19 protein-coding genes are annotated in these 21,092 nt (G+C 63.3%); 5 read left to right on the forward strand and 14 right to left on the reverse strand.

The genetic code is table 11. The annotated features are described in order from the left end of the window. The first annotated feature begins 3 nt into the window (after positions 1-3). Entirely contained in the window at positions 4-585 is a 582-nt protein-coding gene (locus L9B60_RS22215; RefSeq protein ID WP_249673127.1) for an acyl-homoserine-lactone synthase, read from the forward strand. A 33-nt stretch (positions 586-618) separates the two neighbouring features. Here L9B60_RS22215 and L9B60_RS22220 read toward each other — a convergent pair whose 3' ends face one another. The 14 genes from L9B60_RS22220 to L9B60_RS22285 all read right to left on the reverse strand — a co-directional run bounded on the left by L9B60_RS22220 (position 619) and on the right by L9B60_RS22285 (position 15,920). Next, positions 619-1,455 (reverse strand): hypothetical protein, encoded by an 837-nt coding sequence (locus L9B60_RS22220; RefSeq protein WP_249673128.1) that lies wholly within the window; start codon positions 1,453-1,455, stop codon positions 619-621. Between the two features lies 1 nt (position 1,456). Next, on the reverse strand, positions 1,457-3,082 hold the full coding sequence (locus L9B60_RS22225; RefSeq protein ID WP_249673129.1) for a hypothetical protein: 1,626 nt from the start codon (positions 3,080-3,082) through the stop codon (positions 1,457-1,459). Positions 3,083-3,106: 24 nt separating this feature from the next. Beyond that, positions 3,107-4,546, reverse strand: a complete 1,440-nt coding sequence (locus tag L9B60_RS22230; protein ID WP_249673130.1) for an OmpA family protein — start codon at positions 4,544-4,546, stop codon at positions 3,107-3,109. A 308-nt stretch (positions 4,547-4,854) separates the two neighbouring features. Further along, a complete protein-coding gene (locus L9B60_RS22235; RefSeq protein ID WP_249673131.1) occupies positions 4,855-6,213 on the reverse strand; it encodes a UDP-glucose dehydrogenase family protein in 1,359 nt (452 codons plus the stop codon). 10 nt (positions 6,214-6,223) lie between these two features. Then, a complete protein-coding gene (gene arnF / locus L9B60_RS22240; protein WP_249673132.1) occupies positions 6,224-6,616 on the reverse strand; it encodes a 4-amino-4-deoxy-L-arabinose-phosphoundecaprenol flippase subunit ArnF in 393 nt (130 codons plus the stop codon). Beyond that, a complete protein-coding gene (gene arnE, locus L9B60_RS22245) occupies positions 6,613-6,957 on the reverse strand; it encodes a 4-amino-4-deoxy-L-arabinose-phosphoundecaprenol flippase subunit ArnE (protein WP_249673133.1) in 345 nt (114 codons plus the stop codon). Before arnE ends, arnF begins: the two co-directional genes overlap by 4 nt. Beyond that, positions 6,954-8,603 carry a lipid IV(A) 4-amino-4-deoxy-L-arabinosyltransferase gene (gene arnT / locus L9B60_RS22250; protein WP_249673134.1) on the reverse strand — a complete coding sequence of 550 codons (1,650 nt, stop codon included), beginning with the start codon at positions 8,601-8,603 and terminating at the stop codon, positions 6,954-6,956. The genes arnE and arnT overlap by 4 nt, the downstream gene beginning before the upstream one ends. Next, the gene (arnD, locus tag L9B60_RS22255) at positions 8,600-9,484 is read right to left on the reverse strand and encodes a 4-deoxy-4-formamido-L-arabinose-phosphoundecaprenol deformylase (protein ID WP_249673135.1); all 885 of its coding nucleotides are present in this window, start codon (positions 9,482-9,484) and stop codon (positions 8,600-8,602) included. The genes arnT and arnD overlap by 4 nt, the downstream gene beginning before the upstream one ends. Beyond that, positions 9,484-11,475 (reverse strand): bifunctional UDP-4-amino-4-deoxy-L-arabinose formyltransferase/UDP-glucuronic acid oxidase ArnA, encoded by a 1,992-nt coding sequence (gene arnA / locus L9B60_RS22260; RefSeq protein ID WP_249673136.1) that lies wholly within the window; start codon positions 11,473-11,475, stop codon positions 9,484-9,486. The genes arnD and arnA overlap by 1 nt, the downstream gene beginning before the upstream one ends. Continuing rightward, positions 11,472-12,485: an undecaprenyl-phosphate 4-deoxy-4-formamido-L-arabinose transferase gene (arnC, locus tag L9B60_RS22265; RefSeq protein WP_249673137.1), complete on the reverse strand. Its 1,014-nt coding sequence runs from the start codon at positions 12,483-12,485 to the stop codon at positions 11,472-11,474. The genes arnA and arnC overlap by 4 nt, the downstream gene beginning before the upstream one ends. Beyond that, a complete protein-coding gene (arnB, locus tag L9B60_RS22270) occupies positions 12,482-13,630 on the reverse strand; it encodes a UDP-4-amino-4-deoxy-L-arabinose aminotransferase (RefSeq protein ID WP_249673138.1) in 1,149 nt (382 codons plus the stop codon). The genes arnC and arnB overlap by 4 nt, the downstream gene beginning before the upstream one ends. 442 nt (positions 13,631-14,072) lie before the next feature. Further along, positions 14,073-14,834 (reverse strand): anti-sigma factor, encoded by a 762-nt coding sequence (locus L9B60_RS22275; RefSeq protein WP_249673139.1) that lies wholly within the window; start codon positions 14,832-14,834, stop codon positions 14,073-14,075. Further along, a complete protein-coding gene (locus tag L9B60_RS22280) occupies positions 14,831-15,349 on the reverse strand; it encodes an RNA polymerase sigma factor (RefSeq protein ID WP_249673140.1) in 519 nt (172 codons plus the stop codon). Before L9B60_RS22280 ends, L9B60_RS22275 begins: the two co-directional genes overlap by 4 nt. Positions 15,350-15,377: 28 nt before the next feature. Further along, positions 15,378-15,920 (reverse strand): tetratricopeptide repeat protein, encoded by a 543-nt coding sequence (locus tag L9B60_RS22285; protein ID WP_249673141.1) that lies wholly within the window; start codon positions 15,918-15,920, stop codon positions 15,378-15,380. A 209-nt stretch (positions 15,921-16,129) separates the two neighbouring features. Here L9B60_RS22285 and L9B60_RS22290 point away from each other — a divergent pair, with 209 nt between their 5' ends. The 4 genes from L9B60_RS22290 to L9B60_RS22305 all read left to right on the forward strand — a co-directional run bounded on the left by L9B60_RS22290 (position 16,130) and on the right by L9B60_RS22305 (position 21,034). Next, positions 16,130-16,870 carry an AraC family transcriptional regulator gene (locus L9B60_RS22290; protein ID WP_249673142.1) on the forward strand — a complete coding sequence of 247 codons (741 nt, stop codon included), beginning with the start codon at positions 16,130-16,132 and terminating at the stop codon, positions 16,868-16,870. A gap of 99 nt (positions 16,871-16,969) precedes the next feature. After that, the gene (locus L9B60_RS22295; RefSeq protein ID WP_249673143.1) at positions 16,970-18,409 is read left to right on the forward strand and encodes an efflux transporter outer membrane subunit; all 1,440 of its coding nucleotides are present in this window, start codon (positions 16,970-16,972) and stop codon (positions 18,407-18,409) included. After that, positions 18,406-19,554, forward strand: a complete 1,149-nt coding sequence (locus L9B60_RS22300) for an HlyD family secretion protein (RefSeq protein WP_249673144.1) — start codon at positions 18,406-18,408, stop codon at positions 19,552-19,554. Before L9B60_RS22295 ends, L9B60_RS22300 begins: the two co-directional genes overlap by 4 nt. Continuing rightward, the gene (locus tag L9B60_RS22305; protein ID WP_249673145.1) at positions 19,544-21,034 is read left to right on the forward strand and encodes a DHA2 family efflux MFS transporter permease subunit; all 1,491 of its coding nucleotides are present in this window, start codon (positions 19,544-19,546) and stop codon (positions 21,032-21,034) included. Before L9B60_RS22300 ends, L9B60_RS22305 begins: the two co-directional genes overlap by 11 nt. Positions 21,035-21,092: the final 58 nt, after the last annotated feature.

Here is a 21,092-nt window from a genome sequence, read left to right on the forward strand (position 1 = left end):
GCCATGGTCCACGTGATGTGCAAACGCTTCGACCAGCTGTCCGCGCGTTTGCGCGATGACCTGGGGCGCTATCGGCACCAGGTGTTCATTCGCGACCTGGGTTGGGACGTGGTGTCCACCTCGTTTCTGCCAGAGCGCGAATTTGATCAATTCGACCACCCGGGCACCCGCTATATCATCGCCCTGGATGCACGGGGCAACATCTGCGGCTGTTCGCGCCTGTTGCCCACTGGCGAGCCTTACCTGCTGGGCGAAGTGTTCGGTTACCTGTGTGACGAAGCGCCCCCGGCCGACCCGCTTACCTGGGAGATATCCCGCTTCGCCGCCAGCGCCGATCAGGGTTCGGCAGTGGCGATGCGGGTGTTCTGGTACAGCCTGCACAAGGCCTGGCAGCAAGGTGCGGGTGCGGTGGTGGCGGTAACGACCCAGGCAATGGAACGGTATTTTTTGCGCCATGGCGTGGCGTTGCAGCGCTTGGGTGCGCCACAGGTCGTGAAAGGGGAGCGGTTGCTTGCGCTGAGCTTTGCGGCCTTTCAGCCCAATGGCGTGAAAGCGTTACGGGCGCAGGGGCGCGAGGTGGCGTGAAGGGCAGGGCGCAGGTGCGCCCTGCCCATGGGCCTATTGCAGGTCGACGGTCAGCGAAGGGGCGCCGAAACTTACTAGCTGTGCGTCGGAGCGCGCCAGATAGTCGCGCCAGAAGGTTTCCAGCTTCTGTACGGTGCTGCCCGAGCGGTAGCCATTTTTTACCGCATTGGGCACCAGGCCCGCCGCCATGACGTACACCTTGGCGCCGCCCAGGTGGGCGAACAGATTTTTCTGCTCGACCTTTTTAAGCTCCGCCGCAGGGTCGATGGCGCGGATCTGGTTGTTGGCGTAGAAGCTGCCAAAGTCGCTGTTTTCCAGCATGTCGGACACCAACAACACAACCTTGTCTGGCGCTGGCCGTTGGGCGATGTCTTCGCCGATCTGCTTGAGGCTAAAGAAGATCTCGCTCTTGGCGATGTCTTCTCCAGGCTTGGCAAAACTTTCCACCAGCTTCTGGCCCAGGCCCTTGCGAAAGAAATCCACTTGCTTGGCCAGGCAGCCGTCCAGTTGGCGCAGGCTGTTCATGCCAATGTCGTCGCGCACCTTGTCATCCAGCTTGCCCTCCAGTTGCCCGGCGTACATAAGCTTCATGTAGTTGCCAGGCAGGTAGGCGGAAAACTGGTACAGGCGCACGCTGTCGCCCGGTTTGACGTAGCGCAGGGCGTGGCTGTAGGTGGAGTCCTTCAGGTCTTTGGGCAACTGCACGGTTTCATCGACGATGATCACCAGCTCGCGCCCGGACGGCGCCGGGCGGTATTGGGGCAATTTAGCGAAGTCGTAGCAACTGGGCAAATCGTTGCGTTCGGCGGCGAGCAGCAACGGCGCGCCGAACAGCAAAGGGGTACAAGCCAGCAAGGCGCGCCAGTTCATGTCACAGCTCCTGCTTGGCTTGGCCGGCCTTGGCGGCCATGCGTTGCAGCTTTTGGACCTTCTTCAACTGCTCTACCGTGACGCCGAACTTGCCGGCCAGAAAGCCCAGTTCGTCGTCATCGAAATCGCTCAGGTCGTCGAAGTCGTCGGGGTTCAGTGCCGCAGCAGGCGTTACCAGCGGCCGCGTGAGGTGCACGGGTTCGGCTTGGGCGACCTCCACAGGCTCCGTGCCGCTGGCAAGCGGCGCGGTGATCGGCTTGGCCTTGGCGCGAGCCTCGGCCTGATCGGCACCGATCTGTTCACGGCGCAGACGGTCCTGGGCCTGGCGGCTGTCGTCGCTTTTACGGAAGTCGTCGTGACGCTTGCTGATGAACGTGTCGAAGTTGCGATGGCCAAAGCCTTTGAGCAAGTGCTCGCGCTCGTGGCCCGAGGTGGTGATGCGGTTGGCCAGGCGGCTTTGCAACGCGGTCAGCTTGGCCTGGGCATCACGCGCCACCCGCTCGCGCAGGTTCTGGAAGTGCACGGCAAATTCTTCGGCGTTGTTGAAGTCTTTGGTGTAGCGCCAGGCCTGCGGCGACTGCTTGCCGGCAAACGAGAAGCGGTTGGACAGCACGATGCCCACGCCTTGGATACCCAGGAAAATCACCGAGAGGATGATGTAGGTGGTCAGCGACGCTGCGCGGATGGCCTCCATCTTGTCCTGCGCAGAGCTGTGCTCGGCGGTCTGGTTTTGCTGGGCGCTTTCGGCCGGCAGTTCGAACGGCGAGTCAGGCAACTTGGCGGTGTCGCCCTGTGTCTGGCTGAAGGCGTCCGGGTTGCTCACCAGGTCGACTTCGATCGACTTGAGGCTGTAGTTACGGATGACGAAGGCGCCGATGGCGATGGCCAGCACGTAGATCAGGCACACTGTGGTCCAGGTGTACTTGGGCGTGACCCGGGCGTTGTGCTCGGTGCGGTTGAGCAGCTTCAGGTAGTTGGGTTCGTCGTCATCACGGTAGGTGTTGTCGATGTCGACCTTGGTGTCGGCTTCCAGGTCGCGAGGGGTGCGCGACTGCTCGTACCACGTGCGGATTTTGCTGATCAGGCTGCTGTGGTGCATTTCGCGGCCGGCCATTTCGGTGAAAAACACCGCGGCCACCGAGAGCAGGAACGCGGTGAACCAGGCCAGCATGCCAGCCACGTTGGCCGAGATGTTCTGCACCATGAACGGCGCCAGCACGTAGGCAAAGCCCACGGCTTCGAAAAAAATCAGGCCGATGATCAGCAGCCACAGCAGGAAGCCTTTTTCCCGACGGCCCGTCTCGTGCACCTTGTTCAGGTAGTCACGGCACTTGTCGTAGAAGTCCGGGCTTTTGTTCAGCTCGTTGTAATAGGCATAAAAGTCGGCGCACAGGCGTTTTTCGCTGTCCATCCAGCCATCGGGGTCGGTGATCGGCGGCTTGCCGCTCATGCGGCTGATGCGGCCCAACAGCGGGAAGGTATAGGCCACGTTCATGTAGAAGTAGCTGACCTTGTCCCACCAGATCTTGATGGCCAGCAACAGCACCATCGTGGTGACAATGACGCCGACCGCCACGCGGTGCAGCAGCAAAAAGGCGGACAGGGCGTCCATAGAGAACTGTTCCATGATTATCCTTGAAAAAAGCCTGCGTCAGGTGCGAATAGGGACGAATTTGGCGACGTAGCTCTCGCCGGATTTGTCGTAGAACAGCTTGCCGTCGGCGGCCTTGCCACCGAACTTCTCCAGCACCACGTCCATGCATGACACCGGTGCCTGGTCATCGTCGATGAACACTCGATACAGCAAGGTGTCCTGGCCTTCGAAGGTGTTGGCCACGGCATTGAGGGTGGTGGCCTTGCCTTTCTTGTTTTGGTCATAACCCTTGACCAACTGCACCCGCGGTTGCTTGGCGATCTGGGCGTTGTCCCGCAGTACGGCGATTGGGGTGATGGTCACCAGGTTGCCGTTGACGTTGTTGGCCCACACCCGGCCATTGAGGCCTGGCAGGTAGTCGGTGGTTTCGTGCTGGGTGAGCTCCTGGCCGCTGGCCAGGTTTTTCACCGCGCCCATCACGCGGGGGCGGTCGGTGTCGCAGCTACTGACCGGCGCGCTGGCGTAGGCCTTGCTGATCAGGGTCAGCCCGCTGGGTTCAAGGGGTTTGACCAGGCGCGCCAGTTGGCTGTTGTCATCGGCGGCGGGGCTGCCACCAAAGTCAATGAAGTTGGCGGGCAGGGCGGCAACCGGTTTGTCGGCCACCGGTGTTTTTTGGCTGGCGACGGCGACCGGCGCGGGCTTGGCTTTGGCCACGGCTTGGCTGCGGGTACCGTGGGCCAGGTAGCGTGGGTTGCTGCGCTCTTGCTTGACCCGTTGCTCCAGCAGGGCGGTGGACTCCAACTGCACGATCTCGACGCGGCGGTTCTGCGCACGGCCATCGGCGGTGGTGTTGTCGGCCAGTGGGCGCGCGGCACCGACGCCCTGGAAGTACAGGCTTTGCGCGGGGATGCCGGCTTCTGCCAAGACCTTGCCAACGCTGCGGGCGCGGCGCTCAGACAACTGCTGGTTGAACTCGGCGCTGCCGGTTGCATCGGTGTGGCCCACCACCAAAATGGCCTGGGGCTTGGCCGTGGCATCGGCAGGCTTGAACACGGTGGCCAGTTTGCGCACTTGGCGCAGGCCATCGGCGGTCAACTGGTCGCTGGCGGTGGGGAACATGCCTTGGTCTTCGACCTGGGCGACGATACCGGCGTCGGTGGTGCTGGCCGCCTTGCCGTTGGCCGCAGGGGCTTGGGCCTGCAGGGTATCGACCTGCATCTTGAGGTTTTCTTCCTTGGCGATGCGCTGCAGTTCTTGCTGGCGGTTCTGCCAGACGTGGCCAATGGCACACCCTGCCGCGCCGCCCACCAGGCCGCCTGCCACGGCCTTGCCGGCATTGCCGGTGACCGCGTAGGTCAGGCCTGCACCCAGGATCGCCCCACCGGCGCAGCCAATGGCGGTGCCGTAGTCACGGCCAGCTTGATCGAATGTGGCGCAACTGCTCAGGGTGATCGACAGCGCGAGCACCGACAGTTTGCCGGGATGAAAGACCTTCACTTACATGCACTCCTGTACCCCGCGAAAACCTCGCGGACGCGACAGCCGAGCGCTGTTGCCTGGTGTTCGTCCGTGAAATGAGGCTTGCGAAAGGATCCGTTTCGATAGGGGCGCGATTTCATCACAGCGGGCGGGGCAGTTCAATGGCAAAGTGCCATTTGGCTGCGTGAAGGTGGTGAATCAGGTCGAGCGGGTGGAGCGCTTCGCGGAAATCCGCGCCTACGAGAAAATACCGTCTGTAGGAGCGGATTGATCCGCGAAAAAAACGCAGAGGTTAACCAGGCATACCGTGGCGCGCTCGTCGCTTGTTACAGCGTAGGCTGCGCCACCGGCAATTCACACGATTGGCCACGGCCCATCGGGAAGTAATCGAAGCCCTTGCGGGCCAGGCGTTCGCCGTCGTACAGGTTGCGGCCGTCGAAGATCACCGGGGTTTTCAGGCGTTTGTGGATCAGGTCGAAATCCGGTGCCTTGAACTGTTGCCACTCGGTGCAGATGATCAGCGCGTCGGCGCCGGTCAGGGCCGCCTCCGGGGTGCCCATCAGGCTCAATTCCTCGATATCGCCGTACAGGGCCTGGGTTTGTTGCATGGCTTCGGGGTCGAAGGCGCGCACGTGGGCGCCGGCCGCCCACAGGGCTTGCATCAGTTCGCGGCTGGGCGCGTCGCGCATGTCGTCGGTGTTGGGCTTGAAGGCCAGGCCCCATAGGGCGAAGGTCTTGCCGCGCAGTTCACCCTTGAAGTAGGCGTTTACCCGTTCGAACAGCTTGTGCTTCTGCCGTTCGTTGATCGCTTCCACGGCCTTGAGCAGGTCGTTGGAGCAGTTGGCCTGCTCGGCACTGTGGATCAGTGCGCGCATGTCCTTGGGGAAGCACGAACCGCCGTAGCCGCAGCCCGGGTAGATGAAGTGGTAGCCGATGCGCGAGTCGGCACCGATGCCCAAACGCACCGACTCGATGTCGGCACCCAAGTGCTCGGCCAGTTCGGCGATCTGGTTGATGAAGCTGATCTTGGTCGCCAGCATGCAGTTGGCCGCGTACTTGGTGAGCTCGGCGCTGCGCAGGTCCATGAACATGATGCGGTCGTGGTTGCGGTTGAACGGCGCGTACAGGTCACGCATGATTTCGCGCACCTCCTCACGCTCGCAGCCGATGATGATGCGGTCCGGCTTGCGGCAGTCGCTCACCGCCGAGCCTTCCTTGAGGAACTCGGGGTTGGAGACGATATCGAACTCAAGACTGCGGCCGGCTTGCTGCAAGGCGTTTTCGATGTGCGCGCGCAAGGCGTCGCCGGTGCCCACCGGCACGGTGGATTTTTCCACCAGGATCGCCGGCTCCACGCGGTGGCGGGCCACCGCATCGCCCACCGAGAACACGTACTTCAGGTCTGCCGAGCCGTCTTCGCGCGACGGCGTGCCGACGGCGATGAACAGCACCTGGCCATGTTCCACCGCGCGCTTTTCATCGCTGGTGAAGTGCAGGCGGCCGCTTTCCAGGTTCTCGCGAACCATGCTCGCCAGGCCCGGTTCGAAGATGCTCACGTGGCCCTGCTCGAGCAGTTTGACCTTGGCCTGATCGACGTCCATGCAGATCACATCGTGACCAACCTCAGCCAATACCGTCGCTTGCACGAGGCCGACGTAACCACTTCCGAATACACTGATTTTCATGGGGTAGATCCTAGCCGTTGGTACGGTGCGCGGGTCGCAGATTGATGATTATGACGCCCAGGATGACCAGGGTCACACCCAGTGTCTTGAGCATTGAAAAATGTTCGTTGAAGGCTGGCAGCACGGCCGCCAGCAGGTACACCAAGGCGTAGCTGATGCTGAGCATCGAGTAGGCCCGGCCCAACGGCAGGTCGCGCAAGGCGCCCAGCCAGCAAAGCATCGACAGCGCATAAGCGAGGATCGCGCCGGCCAGGACCGCCAGCACGCCCCAAGGCAGGTCGTGAACATTGAGCAGGGCATCCAGCGACGGCAGCCGGGTCATGCCCCAGCGCATGCCCAGTTGCGCGCCGCTGACCAGCGCTACGCTGCCCAAGGCAAGGATCACACCCCTAGCGCGGCTCATGCCTGCCACCCCAGCAGCACGACGCCGCCCATGACCACGGCCACGCCGAGCCAGTGGCGGGCATCGACGACTTCCTTGAACACAAAACGCGACACCAGGGTCACCAGCACGAAATTCAGGCTGAGCATGGGGTAGGCGATGCCCACTTCCAGGCGTTGCAGCACCAGCAGCCACAGCAGCAGGCCCAGGCCCAGGCAGGCCAGCGCGGCCCACAGCCATGGGGTGAGCAGTTTGCTGGCCACGGGGCTGTCGATGCCGCGCCAGCTTTCCACGGCCAGCTTCTGGGCGATTTGGCCCAGGCAGGTCAGGGTGCAGGCGCACAGCAGCAGCCAATAGGTCATGGTGCCGCCTGGTCGAAGACGAAAATCACGATGTTGCCTTGCTCGTAGCGCTTGCCATCTTTGGGCAGCAGTTGGACTTCGTGTACTTCGTCGTCACTCTTGACCCGCATCACCACGCCCACCGAGCCTTGCTGGCGCGCCTGGGTCATCCAGGCCTGAACCTGGTCCAGGTCCACCTGGCGGCCTTGGGCTTCGGGGTAGGCAATGCCGTATTTGGTTTCGCCGACGGTGTTGTACAGCGCCACTTGCGGGTTCTTCGTGTGCCAGGCCAAGGCCGAGGCCGCGCCCAGGTCGTTGCTCAACAGGCTATGGGTTTGCGCAAGTTCGGCGGCGTGATCGGCGATGAACGCGTCCGGGGTCTTGTTGTAGACGATGTGGTTGGGCAGGGCGGCCGGAATCAGCGCCACCACCACACCCATGCCCAGTGCCGGGGCGAACCAGCCCTGAAGCGGCCGCAGGGCCGCCACGGCGTTGGCAATGATCCAGGCACCCAAGGTAATCAGCAACAGCGCCAGGTGCTCGGGCTCGTTGTCGTAGAACGGTTTTTTGAGGTGCAGGTAGACCACTGCGACCAAGCCCAGCACGCCGGCCGCCAGGTTGAGCAGGGCATTGCTGCGCAGCGCCAGGCTGCTGGCCGCTTGCAGGCGATTGGCCAGCGCATGGCCCATCAGCAGCGCCAGTGGCAGCATGCACGGCAAGATGTAGGTGGGCAGCTTGCCCTTGCTCAGGCTGAACAGCGCCAACGGCAACAGCAGCCACAACAGCAGGAACACCATGGCCGGTTCGGCCTTGTTTTGCCAGGCCTGCTTCACGGTCACCGGCAGCAGCAGGGCCCAAGGCAGGCTCGACAGGGCCAGCAGCGGCAAGTAGAACCACCACGGCTCGGCGTGTTGGGCATCGTCACCGGCAAAGCGGCGGATGTGCTCGTGCCAGAAGAAAAACCGCCAGAAGTCCGGTTCGCGCAGGTGCACGGTCAGCACCCAAGGCAGGCTCACCAGCAAGGCCACCACCACGGCCAGCAGGCCGTAGCGCACCAACTCGGCAAAACGTCGCTGCCAAAGCATGTAGGGCAAGCCCACCAATACCGGCAACAGCAGCGCCAGGAAACCCTTGGTCATGAACCCCATGGCGCACGCGGCCCCCAGCAGTGCCCAGGCGGCAATGCGGGCGTTACGGGTACGGCTGTCGACGGCGAACCACAGCGCCACGAAGCTCAGGTTCACCCACAGGGTGAACTGCGGGTCCAGGTTGGCGTAGCCCGCTTGCCCTGCCACCAGGCCAAAGCTCATGTAGAGCACCGCGCAAGCCAGGCTTTTGCGGGGGTCGTTCCACAGCCGGCGGGCGATCACCCAAGCCAGCAGCACGCCTAGGCCCAGGCTGATCGCCGACGCCACGCGCACGCCGAACAGGTTCTGCCCGAACACGGCCTGGCCGATGGCGATCATCCAGTAGCCGGCGGCCGGTTTTTCGAAGTAGCGCAGGCCCATGAAGTGCGGCGCGGCCCAATCACCGCCCAGCAGCATTTCCTGGCTGATCTGGGCATAGCGGGTTTCGTCGGGTATCCACAGGCCGTGGGTAGCCAACGGCAACAGGTAGAACAGGGCAAAAGCCAGCAGTATCAGCGGCAGGGTCCAGCGGCGCGTCATGGTTGCTGAACCCCCAGCCAGCCTTCCCGGCCGGGCAGGGCGCCGCGTACCAGGTGGCCTTCGGGCAATTGCTCGATGGGGTTGGGCAATAACTGGCCCAGGGGTTGGAATGCGATGCCCTGCTGGCGTGATGCAGCCAGCAATTGGCGAAATTGTTCAGCCATGAGGATCCCTTCTACTTCGGCATGAATGGTGTAGACGTTCAGCGCATCGTGCTTGAAGCGCTGCAGGATGAAGTCGTTGAAACCCTGGGCGCTGACGGTCGGCCCCACCACTTCATCAAAGGTGGGCAGGTCCACGGGGATCTGCGCCGTGCCCGGCTGGCCATCGGCCAACAGCGGGCGGAATGCACTGTGCCCACGGCAATCGCTGTTGTAGCGAAAGTCGAAGGCTTGCTTGGCTTGTACCACACGCTCGTCGGCGCGCCAGCCGGCCGAAGCCGAACAGTCGACGCGGTTGCCGAGGATGTCGCTCAAGGTGTCGACGCCGCGGCGGATCTGCTCGTGAAGCTGGGCATCCGACCAGCGCCCGGCATTGGCCTGCCAGCCATGGTGATCCCAGGCGTGCAAGCCGACCTCATGCCCGGCGGCCTGGGCCTGGCGCATCAAGTGCCCCAGGTCACGACCGATCGGTTTGCCTGGCCAGGCGGTGCCGGCCAGCAGGATGTCCCAGCCATACAGGCCGGCAGCGTTGGAACGGAGCATTTTCCAGAGAAACTGCGGGCGGATCAGGCGCCACAGGTGGCGCCCCATGTTGTCCGGGCCGACACTGAAGAAAAACGTCGCCTTGACCTGTGCCTCATCGAGCAGCTCGAGGAGCCGGGGCACCCCCTCACGGGTGCCTCGGTAGGTGTCGACATCAATGCGTAGGCCTGCCTGCATTAACGCTTGCTCTCGATTTCGACCATCGCTTCACGCAGGAAGAAATCCAGGGTCTTGCCGATGGTTTCGCTCAGCTCGATGGTCGGGGTCCAGTCGATCAGGCGGCGGGCGTTTTCGATGCTTGGGGTGCGGTGGGTCACGTCCTGGTAGCCATTGCCGTAGAACGCCTTGCTTTCGATTTCGCGGAAGCCTGCGAACGGCGGGAAGTTGCCACGCAGTGGGTGGGCTTCGAACTGGCGCAGCAGCTCTTCACCGAGTTGGCGGATGCTGGCTTCGTTGTCCGGGTTACCGATGTTGATGATCTCGCCGTCGCACTTGCCGTCGCGGTTTTCGATGATGCGCGCCAGTGCCTCAATGCCGTCGTCCACGTCGGTGAAGGTGCGCTTCTGCTCGCCACCGTCGACCAGGCGGATCGGGGTACCTTCCACCAGGTGCAGGATCAGTTGGGTGATGGCCCGCGAGCTGCCGATGCGTGCCGAATCCAGGCGGTCCAGGCGTGGGCCCATCCAGTTGAACGGACGGAACAGGGTGAATTTCAGGCCCTTGTCGCCATAGGCCCAGATCACGCGGTCCAACAGTTGCTTGGACACCGAGTAGATCCAGCGTTGCTTGTTGATCGGGCCAACGATCAGGTTCGAGGTGTTCTCGTCGAAGTGGCTGTCCTGGCACATGCCGTAGACTTCGGAGGTGGACGGGAAAATCACACGCTTGTTGTACTTGACGCAGTGGCGGACGATCTTCAGGTTTTCTTCGAAGTCCAGTTCGAACACGCGCAGCGGGTTGCGGGTGTATTCGATTGGCGTGGCGATGGCCACCAGCGGCAGTACCACGTCGCACTTCTTGATGTGGTATTCGATCCACTCGGAGTGGATGCTGATGTCGCCTTCCACGAAGTGGAAGCGTGGGTGATTGCGCAAGTGCTCGATGGCGTCGGAACCGATGTCCAGGCCAAACACTTCGTAACGCTCGTCACGCAGCAGGCGCTCGGACAGGTGGTTGCCGATAAACCCGTTGACGCCCAGGATCAGCACGCGAGTGCGGCGCGCCGGGCGGCCGGTTTGCTTGCTGACCAGGCGCGAGCCATTTACCAGGCCCATTTCGCGGGCCAGTTGCGGGCCGCTCAGGTACAGGCCGGCGTCGCCACGCTGGCCGGCACGGATTTCCAGCGAGTCGGTGCCGCAGGCGATGCGCAGCGGCTCGCAGCTGATGACCTGGCCTGGGGCCATGCCTTCGTTGCCGGCCACCACTTCGGCGGCCCAGACGATCAGCTTGTGCTCGCCCACGGCGCAGAACGCGCCTGGGTACGGTTGGGTGACGGCGCGCACCAGGTTGAACAGTTGCTCGGCCGGTTTGCTCCAGTCCAGCAGGCCATCGGCCGGGGTGCGGCGGCCATAGGTGCTGGCCTTGCTTTCATCCTGGGCGGTTTCGCTCACCTTGCCGGCAGCCAGTTGTGGCAGGGTGTCACGCAGCAGTTGGGCGGCGGCTTCACGCAGTTTGGCGTGCAGGCTCAGGCCCGTGTCGCTGCGTTCGATGGCCACGCGCTGCTGGGCGGCAATGGCGCCGGCGTCAGCGCGCTTGACCATGCGGTGCAGGGTGACGCCGGTTTGGCTTTCGCCATTGACCAGTACCCAGTTGGCCGGGGCGCGGCCACGGTACTGCGGCAGCAGCGAGCCGTGCAGGTTGTAGGCGCCTTGCTTGGCGCAGGCCAGCAGTTCTTCGCCCAGCAGGTTGCGGTAGTAGAACGAGAAGATGAAGTCGGCGTTCAGTGCACGGATACGCTCGACCCAGATCGGGTGGTTGGCGTCTTCCGGGGCGTGCACGGGGATGCCGTTGCGTGCGCACAGTTGGGCGACCGATGCGTAGAAAGTGTTTTCTTTCGGGTCATCGGCATGGGTGAAGACCGCAGCGACCTCATAGCCTGCGTCGAGCAGGGCCTGGATGCCGGTGCAACCGATATCGTGATAAGCGAAGACAACAGCTTTCTGTTTCATGAGACAGCCTTAACGGAAGAAGACACAGGAATGGTTTCAGCAGGCGATGCAAGTGTGGCCGAAGAGCTGCGCAGCACTTTCTCGATAAAGAAGCGTGGGCGGGCACGTACATCGCTGTACATGCGGCCCAGGTATTCACCCAGCAGGCCCATGCCGATGAACTGGCCGCCGGTGAATACAAACAGCACCGCGAACAGCACGAAGTTGCCGTGGCCGGACCAGGCCGCGCCGTAGATCAGGCGCAACACGATCAACGCGATGGCAAACAGCACGCCCAAGGTCGCCATGCCCATGCCAACGATGCTCAGCAAGCGCAAGGGCGTGGTGGTCATGCAGGTGACCAGGTCGAACATCAGGTTGATCAGCTTCATCGGGCTGTATTTGGAGTCACCATGCTCGCGCTCGGCGTGGTGCACCAACACCTCGGTGGTGTGGCGGGCAAAGCTGTTGGCCAGGATCGGGATGAAGGTGCTGCGTTCGCGGCACGCCAGCATGGCGTCGACCACCGAGCGGCGGTAGGCGCGCAGCATGCAGCCGTAGTCGGTCATGGCCACGCCGGTGGAGCGCTTGACGGCCAGGTTGATCAGCCGTGAAGGCCAGCGACGCATGGCCGAGTCCTGGCGGTTGTTGCGCACGGTGCCGACCACGTCGTAGCCCAGTTCGGCCTGCTCGACCAGGCGCGGGATCTCTTCGGGCGGGTTCTGCAGGTCGGCGTCCAGGGTGATCACCAGGTCACCGATCGATTGCTCGAAACCGGCCATGATCGCCGCGTGCTGGCCGTAGTTACGGTTAAGAATGACCGCTACCACGTGGCTGCCTTCGCGCTCGGCGGCGGCCTGCAGCATGTCGGCCGACTCGTCGCGGCTGCCGTCGTCCACCAGCACTATCTCATAGCGGTGCTTGAGTTGGGCGCAGGCCGCTTCGGTACGGCGCAGCAGTTCGGGCAGGCTCTGTTCTTCGTTGTAGACCGGTATGACGATCGACACGCTATTGATTGGATAAGGTCTCACGGGCGACGTCCCAGGGTTCGTTCAATGGCACAGGCGACACGTTCGACGTCGTCGAGGGTCATGTCGGGGAACAGCGGGATGGAGCACAGGCGCGCCGAGTTCCATTCGGTGTTGGGCAGCGACACGTTGGGGAAGCGCTCGCGGTACCAGGTGTGCAGGTGCGTGGCGATGAAGTGGATGCCGGTGCCGATGCCCTGGTCTTGCAGGCCCTTCATGAAGGCTTCGCGGTTGATGCCGCAGCGTTCTTCGTCGATACGCACGATAAACAGGTGCCAGGCGTGCTGTTGTGGGTAGGTCGGCACCTTCAAGGGTTCGATCGGCAGGCCTTCCAAGCGCTTGGCGTACGCGGCGGCCAGGTGGGTGCGCTGCACGTTGATGGCGTCCAGGCGCTCCAGTTGCACCAAGGCAATGGCGGCGTTGATGTCGGCCAGGTTGTATTTGAAACCGGGCTCCATCACCTGTGCCTGGGGCTTGCGGCCGTGGGTCAGGCGGTCGTAGGCGTCCACCCCCAGGCCGTGGAATTTGAGCATGCGTACGCGGTTGGCGAAGGCCTCGTCGTCACTGACGAACATGCCGCCTTCGGCGCAGGTCATGTTCTTGATCGCGTGGAACGAGAAAATCGCCGTGCCCTGGGCACCGACCGGGCGGTCGCGGTACTGGGTGCCGGCGGCGTGGGCGGCGTCTTCGATGATGCGGATACCGTGGCGTTCGGCCAGCGCGTACAGCGGGTCCAGGTCGAAGGCGGCGCCGGCGTAGTGAACCGGGATAATCGCTTTGGTGCGCGGGGTGATGGCCGCCTCGATGCTGGCCAAATCGCTCATCAGGGTGTCGCGGTCGACGTCGACGAACACCGGGGTGGCGCCCAGCAGGCAGATCATGTTGGCGGTGGACACCCAGGTTTGCGAGGGGGTGATGACTTCGTCGCCAGGGCCGATGCCCAGCGCCAGCAAGGCGATGTGCATGGCACCGGTGGCCGAGGAAACGGCCACGGCGTGGCGTGCGCCTACTTTTTCGGCAAACTGTTGTTCCAGGGCCTGGGCTTTGGGCCCAGTGGTGATCCAGCCGGAGCGTAGAACCTGCTCGACGGCGGCGATCTCTTCGTCGCCCATGCTGGGGCGCGAGAAAGGAAGAAAAGTCTGGCTCATGGCATTCCTCAAGTTCAACAGGGCATATCAGCGGCGGTTCTTATGCCGTCAGTCACTGTTATATTTTGCAATTATTACTGGCGTTAGCTGAACGGGAGCTTTCTTTGAGAGGAATTGAAGGCAGGGCCCACCCGTGATGCTGCAAGTTCTTGAACATGTTGCCGTCCTTGGAATTGAGAGCCGTTCCTGATAATGGACATGGCTCTTCAGTTCATTTTAGCTGGGCTGGAAATTAGCTGAGCGAAGTTGAAAATTTCGTGGGCATATTGTGATTTTGTTGCTTTTCACACGCAGATTCAGAGGCTTGTTCGCTGTGGGCAAAATGCAGGCTTGTATCAACGCTGTCAAATTGAGTTTGTGTGAAAATAAACAATTACCTGCCGCGCATTCGATGGAGCCCCTGTTTTAGCCCGCAAGCGTACCCAGATGCTGCTCCAGCCGATCAGCCCGCCAGTTGCACGCGCAACGCTTGCATTCGGCTCGCAAGGTCTGGCGCCGGGTTGTGCCCGATCAGCATGAAGGCATGCCCGCCGTTGGCCCAGAACACCACATTCATGCCATAGCGGCGTTCGTGGGCAGGCACTTGTGTGCCTCCCTCGTTTAGGGTCAAGCACAGGGCCATGGGCCCGTAGAGCGGGTCCAGGTAGGTGATCTGGGCGATTGGCCGGTCATCGTATTGCAGCACTTGGGCACGCTTGAATTCGATGCCGGGCAATTTCAACTGCGCAGGCTTGAGGGCTAAGCCTAGCCTATGTTCGACGACCTGCAGTTGGGCGGTTTGCGCGGCCTCATCACTGGGTAGGTTCTCCAGGGTTTGGGCGGTGTAGAGCGCCATGTAGTCGGCCACCACTTCGCGCCATTGGTCAGCCTTGCCGGCATGGGCGTGCCAGCCGATGAACAGCCGGTCTGCGGCGATGCCGGCCAGCAGGCAACTGGCGGCCACGGCCAGCAGGCGACGCCGGCCGAATGTCGCACCCGCCGAGGGCGCCGGCAGCGCGGCAAGCATCGCCGCCAGGCGTTCCTGCGGGGCCTGGGCCAGCAGTTCGCCGTAGGCATTTGGGTAGGGCAGGCTACTGCGCTCCAGGTATTCAAGGCGCCGAGCCAGGTCGGCATTCTGGTCCAAGGCGTGCTCCATCTCGATTTGCGCCTGGGTGTCCAGTTCACCATCGAGAAAGGCGACCAATTGTTCGTCTGGCACATTCATTGGCGTTTTCCTTTCAAGGTGGCGGGCACGGCCTGCAAGGGCAGGTGCTCGGCCAGTTTCAGCCGTGCCGCGGCCAGGCGGCTCATGACGGTGCCCAGGGGCACCCCCAACAGTTCGGCCACTTCGCGGTAGGCCAGGCCCTCGACGTAGGCCAGAAATACCGTGGCGCGCTGGGCTTCGGGCAGGGCGTCCACGCGTTTGAGCACCTGGGCGGCCAGCACGTGGGTGTGGGCCGCCTGTTCACCGTCGAACCACAGGGCTGTGTCCACCTCGACAGAGCCTTGGCCATGGCGTACGCGGCGGGCGCGTACCTCGTTAAGCCAGATCGAGTGCAGGATGCTCAGCAGCCAGCGGTCCATGCGGGTACCGGGCAGGTATTGGTCGGCGCGTTCCAAGGCACGCACGCAGGTGGCCTGCACCAAGTCTTCGGCGACATGCCGTTGCCGGGACAATACCAGCCCGTAGCGCCACAAGCGCGCCAGGTGCTGGCCCAGTTCGGCCTTGAATGCAGGCATGTCGACGATGCTGTGCTCCGCTCAGGCGTCAGGTTTTCGATGAGCCGGAGATGGCTTCGGCCAAGTCCTTGTACTCCTCGCAAGTGGTGCTGCCGATCGACTTGATGCTGTCGAGTTGCTGTTGGGCCAGGTCCAGTCGGCCTTTGATGACATAGGCTTCACCCAGGTATTCGCGCACCTGTGCATAGTGTGGATCAAGCTGCACGGCCTGCAGGTAATAACCGATCCCTTCGTCGGTGCGGCCCAGTTTGCGCGTGGCGTAGCCGCGGTAGTTCAGTGCCTTCGCGGTATTGGGTTGCTTGAGTGTGTCGAGCAGGGCCAGAGCCTCTTCGTAGCGACCGTCCTTGGCCAGCCGATAGGCGTAATCAGTGCGGTCGGCGTCTGGCACAAGCTTGCTTTGCTGGCTGACGCAGCTCTTGCTGTGGCTGTCCCAGACTTTGCCTTTCGGGCAATTGGGCTTGGCCGGTTCCTCATCGCCACCGCCGCTGGCAAACGCGGGCAGGCTGGTGAACGCCGCCGCCAGGCAACCGGCCAGCAGCAGAGGGGCGAAGACGGCTTTGCGATTGATCATCTGCGATGCTCCATAACGGTGGGGTAGCAGGCAGTGAACACGCCAGCGGTGGGTTTTATTCGGTGAGGGCCGAAAAAAGCACAGGGGTTGCCTGTGAGAGTTGGTTTGGAGTCGGCTTCAATATTTCAAATAATAGGATCCATTGACTTTTGGATCCATGCTCGCTGTGGCAATATCAAGTAACAACTTCAGCGAGTGACTGCACGATCATGGAGCGACTGACCACCGTCCTGGCGTCTGCCGACGATTATCACCATGGCGACCTGATCGCCGCGCATTGCCATGCCCAGACTCAACTGGTCTACGCCATTTGCGGGGTGATGCGGGTGCAGGTGGGCCAGGGCAGTTGGGTGGTGCCTTGCGGGCATGCCTTGTGGGTGCCGGCGGGCATGGAGCATGAGATCCGCATGAGCGGTGCAGTGCGCATGCGCAGCCTGTTTATCGACTTTGCCAGCGAAACCGGCGCGCCGGGTGCGTGCCGGGTGATCATGGTCACCCCACTGGTGCGCGAACTGATCGTCGCCGCCACGCACATCCCGGCCGACACCGAACAATGCCCGCGGGACCTGCACCTCAAGGCGCTGCTGTTTGCCGAACTGCAGGCCGCGCACACAGTCATGGGCCATGTGCCGATGCCCTTGCAGCCCCGGCTCAAGGCGTTGTGCGAAGCCTTTCTGGATGACCCTTCCCAGGAAGCCTCGCTGGAAGATTGGGCAGCGCACATGAATATGAGTTCGCGAACCCTGGCCCGGTTGTTTCAACGTGAGCTGGGCTTGAGCTTCGGCCAATGGCGCCAACGTACCCGGCTGTTGCTGAGCCAGCAGCGCCTGGCCCAGGGCATACCGATCCTGGAAGTGGCATTGGAGCACGGCTACCAAAGCCCGAGTGCGTTCAGTGCCATGTTCAAACGGGCGCTGGGCTACACCCCAAGCGATTGCCCCCAGGCCTGATTGTCCGATTCGCGACGACGCTTGTCGCCAGCGCTGGCGCGCCCGAAAACGTAATCCTCTACGCTGGCTTTTCGTTTTTTTGCTCGGTGAAACAAGATCATGCGTACACCCTGCGTGCTGTTGAGTGTGCTCACCCTGTCCGCCTGCTCTAACTGGGTGGCGCACGTGCCAGCACCATCCGCCCTGGGCCGACAACAGGCCTTCACCACCCTGCCACAGGGTGTGGAGGCACAACCCTTGCCCCAGGATTGGTGGCACCTGTACCGCGACCCGGTGCTCGATGGGCTGGTGCGCCAGGCACTGGCGCACAACCGCGACCTGGCGGCGGCCCAGGCGCATGTGCAAGCCATGCTGGCGGGCCTTCGCCAAGCGGATGCCGAGCGCTGGCCGTCCACTGAACTTGCGCTGGGTGCCAGTTACGGCAAGACCGCCGATGACCAGACCCTGGCCAAGGCCACCGGCAACGATGCGCCCTCGCAATGGGAATTCAACCCCGGCGTTGAGCTGGCCTATCAAGTGGACCTTTGGGGGCAGGTACAAAAAACCATCGAGCGCGCCCAGGCCCAGGCCGAGCAGGCGCAAGCCGCACAGGACCTGATGCGCATCAATGTGGTCGGGCAAACCACCCGCGCCTATGTCAGCGCCTGTGCCCTTGGCGCTCGCAGCCAGGTCCAGCGCCAATCGCTGGACGCCGTGGAGCACAGCGTGCGGCTGATCGAGCGCCAGCGTCAGGGTGGCGTGGCCACCGACCTTGAGGTGTCGCGCATGCAAGCCTTGCAGGGCCAGACCCAAGCCGTGTTGCCGATGCTCGATGCCCGCCGCCAATCCGCGCTGTATGAATTGGCGATGCTGACGGGCAGCGCCGCCGACGTCGCGTTGAACTGTACCCAGGTTCCGCAACTGGCCGCGCCGCTGCCTGTCGGGGAGGGTTGGGCACTGTTGGCCCGGCGCCCAGACATTCGCCAGGCGCAACGCCAGCTGCAGGCCGACGCGCTGGGCGTGGACATCGCCCAGGCCGATCTCTACCCGAAGGTGACCTTCGGCGCCACCCTGACATCCTCCAGCCACGCGTTGCACGAACTGGGCGACAGTTCGTCGGTGATGTTCGGCGTGGGCCCGTTGATCAGCTGGCAGTTTCCCAATCAACAGGCCAACCGTGCACGCGTGGCCCAGGCAAAAGCCATCGAACAAGGCAGCCTGGCGCGCTTTGATGGCCAGGTATTGAAGGCGCTCATGGAGGTACGTCAAAGCCTGGCGCTGTACAACGGCGAGCGCCAACGCCATCAGGCGCTGCAGCGCGCCACGACCAGCAGCGAGCAGGCCTACGACTTGGCGCAGCGCAATTACCAGGCCGGTGCCCTGGACTTTCTTGACGTGCTCGACAGCGAGCGCGAATGGATCGGCCTGCAGGCACAGTTGGCTGATGCCGATGGCCAGTTGGTGCAGCGCCAGGTGGCGCTGTTTCGTGCCTTGGGCGGTGGTTGGCAAAGCGCCGCCGCGCCCACCGTTTCTGAATTTTCGCAGGGAAGCCAGCCATGAACATTGCCGTCGACGACTTGAACCCCGCGCTCGTCGAGCGTGATGCCGAACGCGCGCGCCAGCAACGCAAGCGCCGCTTGATCGTGGCGGGTAGCGGGCTGGCCTTGGTGGCCTTGGCCGGTGTCGGCCTCTATTGGTACAGCGAAGGGCGCTACCTGGAGCAGACCGATGATGCCTATGTGCGTGCCGACTGGGTGCCGATCAGCGCTCGGGTGGGCGGGTACGTGGCCGAGGTGGTGGTGCAGGACGACCAACCGGTCAAGGCCGGCGACCTGTTGGTGCGCCTGGATGAGCGGGACTACCGCACTCGGCTGGAACAGGCCGGCGCGGCCCGGGCCGAGGCCGATGCCGCGCTCACGGCGGCCCAGGCGCAGGTGCAGGTGGCGCATGCCCTGATTACCCAGCAGCAGGCCGGTATCGCCCAGGCCGGGGCCCAGTTGCAAAGCGCCCGGGCTGAACTGCAGCGCGCCAGCCTGGACCAGCAGCGTTATCAGGGCTTGGTGCGCGATCATGCCGCCAGTGCGCAACGCCTGGAAACCGCCCAGGCAGGGCTGGCCCAGGCCAAAGCCGCGGTGGACAGCGCCGTCGCCCTGCAACGCCAGCAAGACAGCCGGCTGGCGGTGATCCGCAGCCGTGAACAACTGGCCCAGGCAGCCCTTGAGCAGCAGCGTGCCCGTCAGGCCGAAGCGCGGGCGCAGTGGGCGCTGGCCAACAACGCGTTGCAAGACACCCAGGTGCGCGCGCCCATCGACGGCGTGGTGGGCCAGCGCAAGGTGCGCACCCGCCAGTACATCACCCCAGGCCAACCGTTGTTGGCCGTGGTACCGGTACAGCAGGCATACGTGGTGGCCAACTTCAAGGAAACCCAATTGGCCGAGATGCGCCCTGGCCAATCGGTGGGCATCAGCGTCGACAGTTTCGCCGGGCATGAGCGACGCGGTCACATCGCCAGTTTTTCGCCGGGCTCGGGGGCGGTTTTTGCCTTGCTGCCATCGGACAACGCGACCGGCAACTTCACCAAGATCGTGCAGCGCTTCCCGGTGCGGATCCTGTTGGACCCGGCGCCGGGCCAGCCGCCCTTGTTGCCTGGCATGTCGGTGACCGCCACGGTGGACACGCGGGCAGAGCACGCCAATGAGCGTTGAGCACAAGGTTTCGCTGCGCGCCTGGGTGGCGGTGATCGGCGGGCTGTTCGGCTGCTTCATGGCCGGCATGAACGTGCACGTGACCAGCGCCGCGCTGCCAGAGATCGAAGGCTCTTTGGGCGCCACGTTCGAGGAGGGGTCGTGGATCTCCACCGCCTATTTGGTGGCCGAGATCGTGATGATCCCGCTCACCGCCTGGCTGGTGCAGGTGTTCTCCCTGCGCCGGGTGATGCTGGTGGGCTCGTTCGTGTTCCTGGTGGCCTCGGTGGCCTGTTCCTGGGCACCCAACCTGACGGTGATGATCGCTATCCGGGTGGTGCAGGGGGCTGCGGGGGCGGTGCTGATCCCACTGTCGTTTCAACTGATCATCACCGAATTGCCGGCCAGCAAGGTGGCGATGGGCATGGCGCTGTTCAGCTTGTCCAACAGCGTGGCCCAGGCCGCGGGGCCATCGATCGGCGGCTGGCTGACCGATGCGTATTCCTGGCGTTGGATCTTCTACCTGCAACTCATCCCCGGGGTGTTGTTACTGTGGGCGGTGGCCTGGGCCATCGATGCCAAACCCATGCAACTGAAGTTGATCGGCCAAGGCGACTGGGCAGGCATCGCGGCCATGATCCTGGGCCTGGGCGGTTTGCAAATCGTACTGGAGGAGGGCGGGCGCAAGGACTGGTTCGGTTCGGACTTTATCGTCGGGATGAGCCTGATGGCGGCCGTGGCGTTGAGCTATTTTGTGTGGTCGCAACTGTTCGGTCGCCGGGCCTTCATCAACCTGCGGCTACTCAAGCGCTATAACTTCGGCGTGGCCAGTGTCGCCATGTTCATCTTTGGCGCGGCGACGTTCGGCCTAGTGTTTTTGGTGCCTAACTATTTGTCACAGCAACAGGGTTACAACGCCCGCGAAATCGGTGTCAGCCTGATTGCCTATGGCGTGGTGCAACTGCTGCTGGCGCCCTTGATGCCGCGCTTCATGACCTGGTTAAGCCCAAAAATCATGGTGGCCACCGGCTTTTTCATCATGGCCTTGGGGTGTTACCTGGGCGCGCACCTGGACGCCGACAGCGCGGCCAATGTGATCATCCCCTCCACCGTGGTACGGGGTATCGGCCAGCCGTTCATCATGGTCGCGCTGTCGGTACTGGCGGTCTCGGGGCTGGCCAAGAGTGAGGCGGGCTCGGCGTCGGCGCTGTTCTCCATGCTGCGCAACCTCGGCGGCGCGGTGGGCACGGCGGGGTTGACGCAACTGGTGGCGATGCGCGAGCGCTTTCATTCCGAACGCATTGGCGAATCGATCAATGTGTTCGTGCCGGCCGTGCAGGAACGGCTGGGGCAGGCTGCGGACCTGGAAATCGGTTGGGCGCGGATGATCGAAGGGGTGCGGCACCAGGCTTATCTGATGGCCTACGGGGATGCGTTCTACGTGGCCTGCCTGGCATTGGCCGGGTGTGGGGTGGCGGCGCTGGTAATGCGAAGGTCTTGATCGCATCCAATCCCAAACCCCAGACAGCACTGAGGGGAGCCTGGGCTCCCCTCAAGGG

This window comes from Pseudomonas abieticivorans, from assembly GCF_023509015.1.
In the GTDB taxonomy this organism is placed as follows: domain Bacteria; phylum Pseudomonadota; class Gammaproteobacteria; order Pseudomonadales; family Pseudomonadaceae; genus Aquipseudomonas; species Aquipseudomonas abieticivorans.

What these genes read in the sequence shown, in the direction of transcription:
- L9B60_RS22215 (WP_249673127.1), top strand. Translation starts at nt 4, where the DNA reads ATGGTCCACGTGATGTGCAAACGCTTCGACCAGCTGTCCGCGCGTTTG.
- L9B60_RS22220 (WP_249673128.1), bottom strand. Translation starts at nt 1,455, where the DNA reads ATGAACTGGCGCGCCTTGCTGGCTTGTACCCCTTTGCTGTTCGGCGCG.
- L9B60_RS22225 (WP_249673129.1), bottom strand. Translation starts at nt 3,082, where the DNA reads ATGGAACAGTTCTCTATGGACGCCCTGTCCGCCTTTTTGCTGCTGCAC.
- L9B60_RS22235 (WP_249673131.1), bottom strand. Translation starts at nt 6,213, where the DNA reads ATGAAAATCAGTGTATTCGGAAGTGGTTACGTCGGCCTCGTGCAAGCG.
- arnF (WP_249673132.1), bottom strand. Translation starts at nt 6,616, where the DNA reads ATGAGCCGCGCTAGGGGTGTGATCCTTGCCTTGGGCAGCGTAGCGCTG.
- arnE (WP_249673133.1), bottom strand. Translation starts at nt 6,957, where the DNA reads ATGACCTATTGGCTGCTGCTGTGCGCCTGCACCCTGACCTGCCTGGGC.
- arnT (WP_249673134.1), bottom strand. Translation starts at nt 8,603, where the DNA reads ATGACGCGCCGCTGGACCCTGCCGCTGATACTGCTGGCTTTTGCCCTG.
- arnD (WP_249673135.1), bottom strand. Translation starts at nt 9,484, where the DNA reads ATGCAGGCAGGCCTACGCATTGATGTCGACACCTACCGAGGCACCCGT.
- arnA (WP_249673136.1), bottom strand. Translation starts at nt 11,475, where the DNA reads ATGAAACAGAAAGCTGTTGTCTTCGCTTATCACGATATCGGTTGCACC.
- arnB (WP_249673138.1), bottom strand. Translation starts at nt 13,630, where the DNA reads ATGAGCCAGACTTTTCTTCCTTTCTCGCGCCCCAGCATGGGCGACGAA.
- L9B60_RS22275 (WP_249673139.1), bottom strand. Translation starts at nt 14,834, where the DNA reads ATGAATGTGCCAGACGAACAATTGGTCGCCTTTCTCGATGGTGAACTG.
- L9B60_RS22280 (WP_249673140.1), bottom strand. Translation starts at nt 15,349, where the DNA reads ATGCCTGCATTCAAGGCCGAACTGGGCCAGCACCTGGCGCGCTTGTGG.
- L9B60_RS22285 (WP_249673141.1), bottom strand. Translation starts at nt 15,920, where the DNA reads ATGATCAATCGCAAAGCCGTCTTCGCCCCTCTGCTGCTGGCCGGTTGC.
- L9B60_RS22290 (WP_249673142.1), top strand. Translation starts at nt 16,130, where the DNA reads ATGGAGCGACTGACCACCGTCCTGGCGTCTGCCGACGATTATCACCAT.
- L9B60_RS22295 (WP_249673143.1), top strand. Translation starts at nt 16,970, where the DNA reads ATGCGTACACCCTGCGTGCTGTTGAGTGTGCTCACCCTGTCCGCCTGC.
- L9B60_RS22300 (WP_249673144.1), top strand. Translation starts at nt 18,406, where the DNA reads ATGAACATTGCCGTCGACGACTTGAACCCCGCGCTCGTCGAGCGTGAT.
- L9B60_RS22305 (WP_249673145.1), top strand. Translation starts at nt 19,544, where the DNA reads ATGAGCGTTGAGCACAAGGTTTCGCTGCGCGCCTGGGTGGCGGTGATC.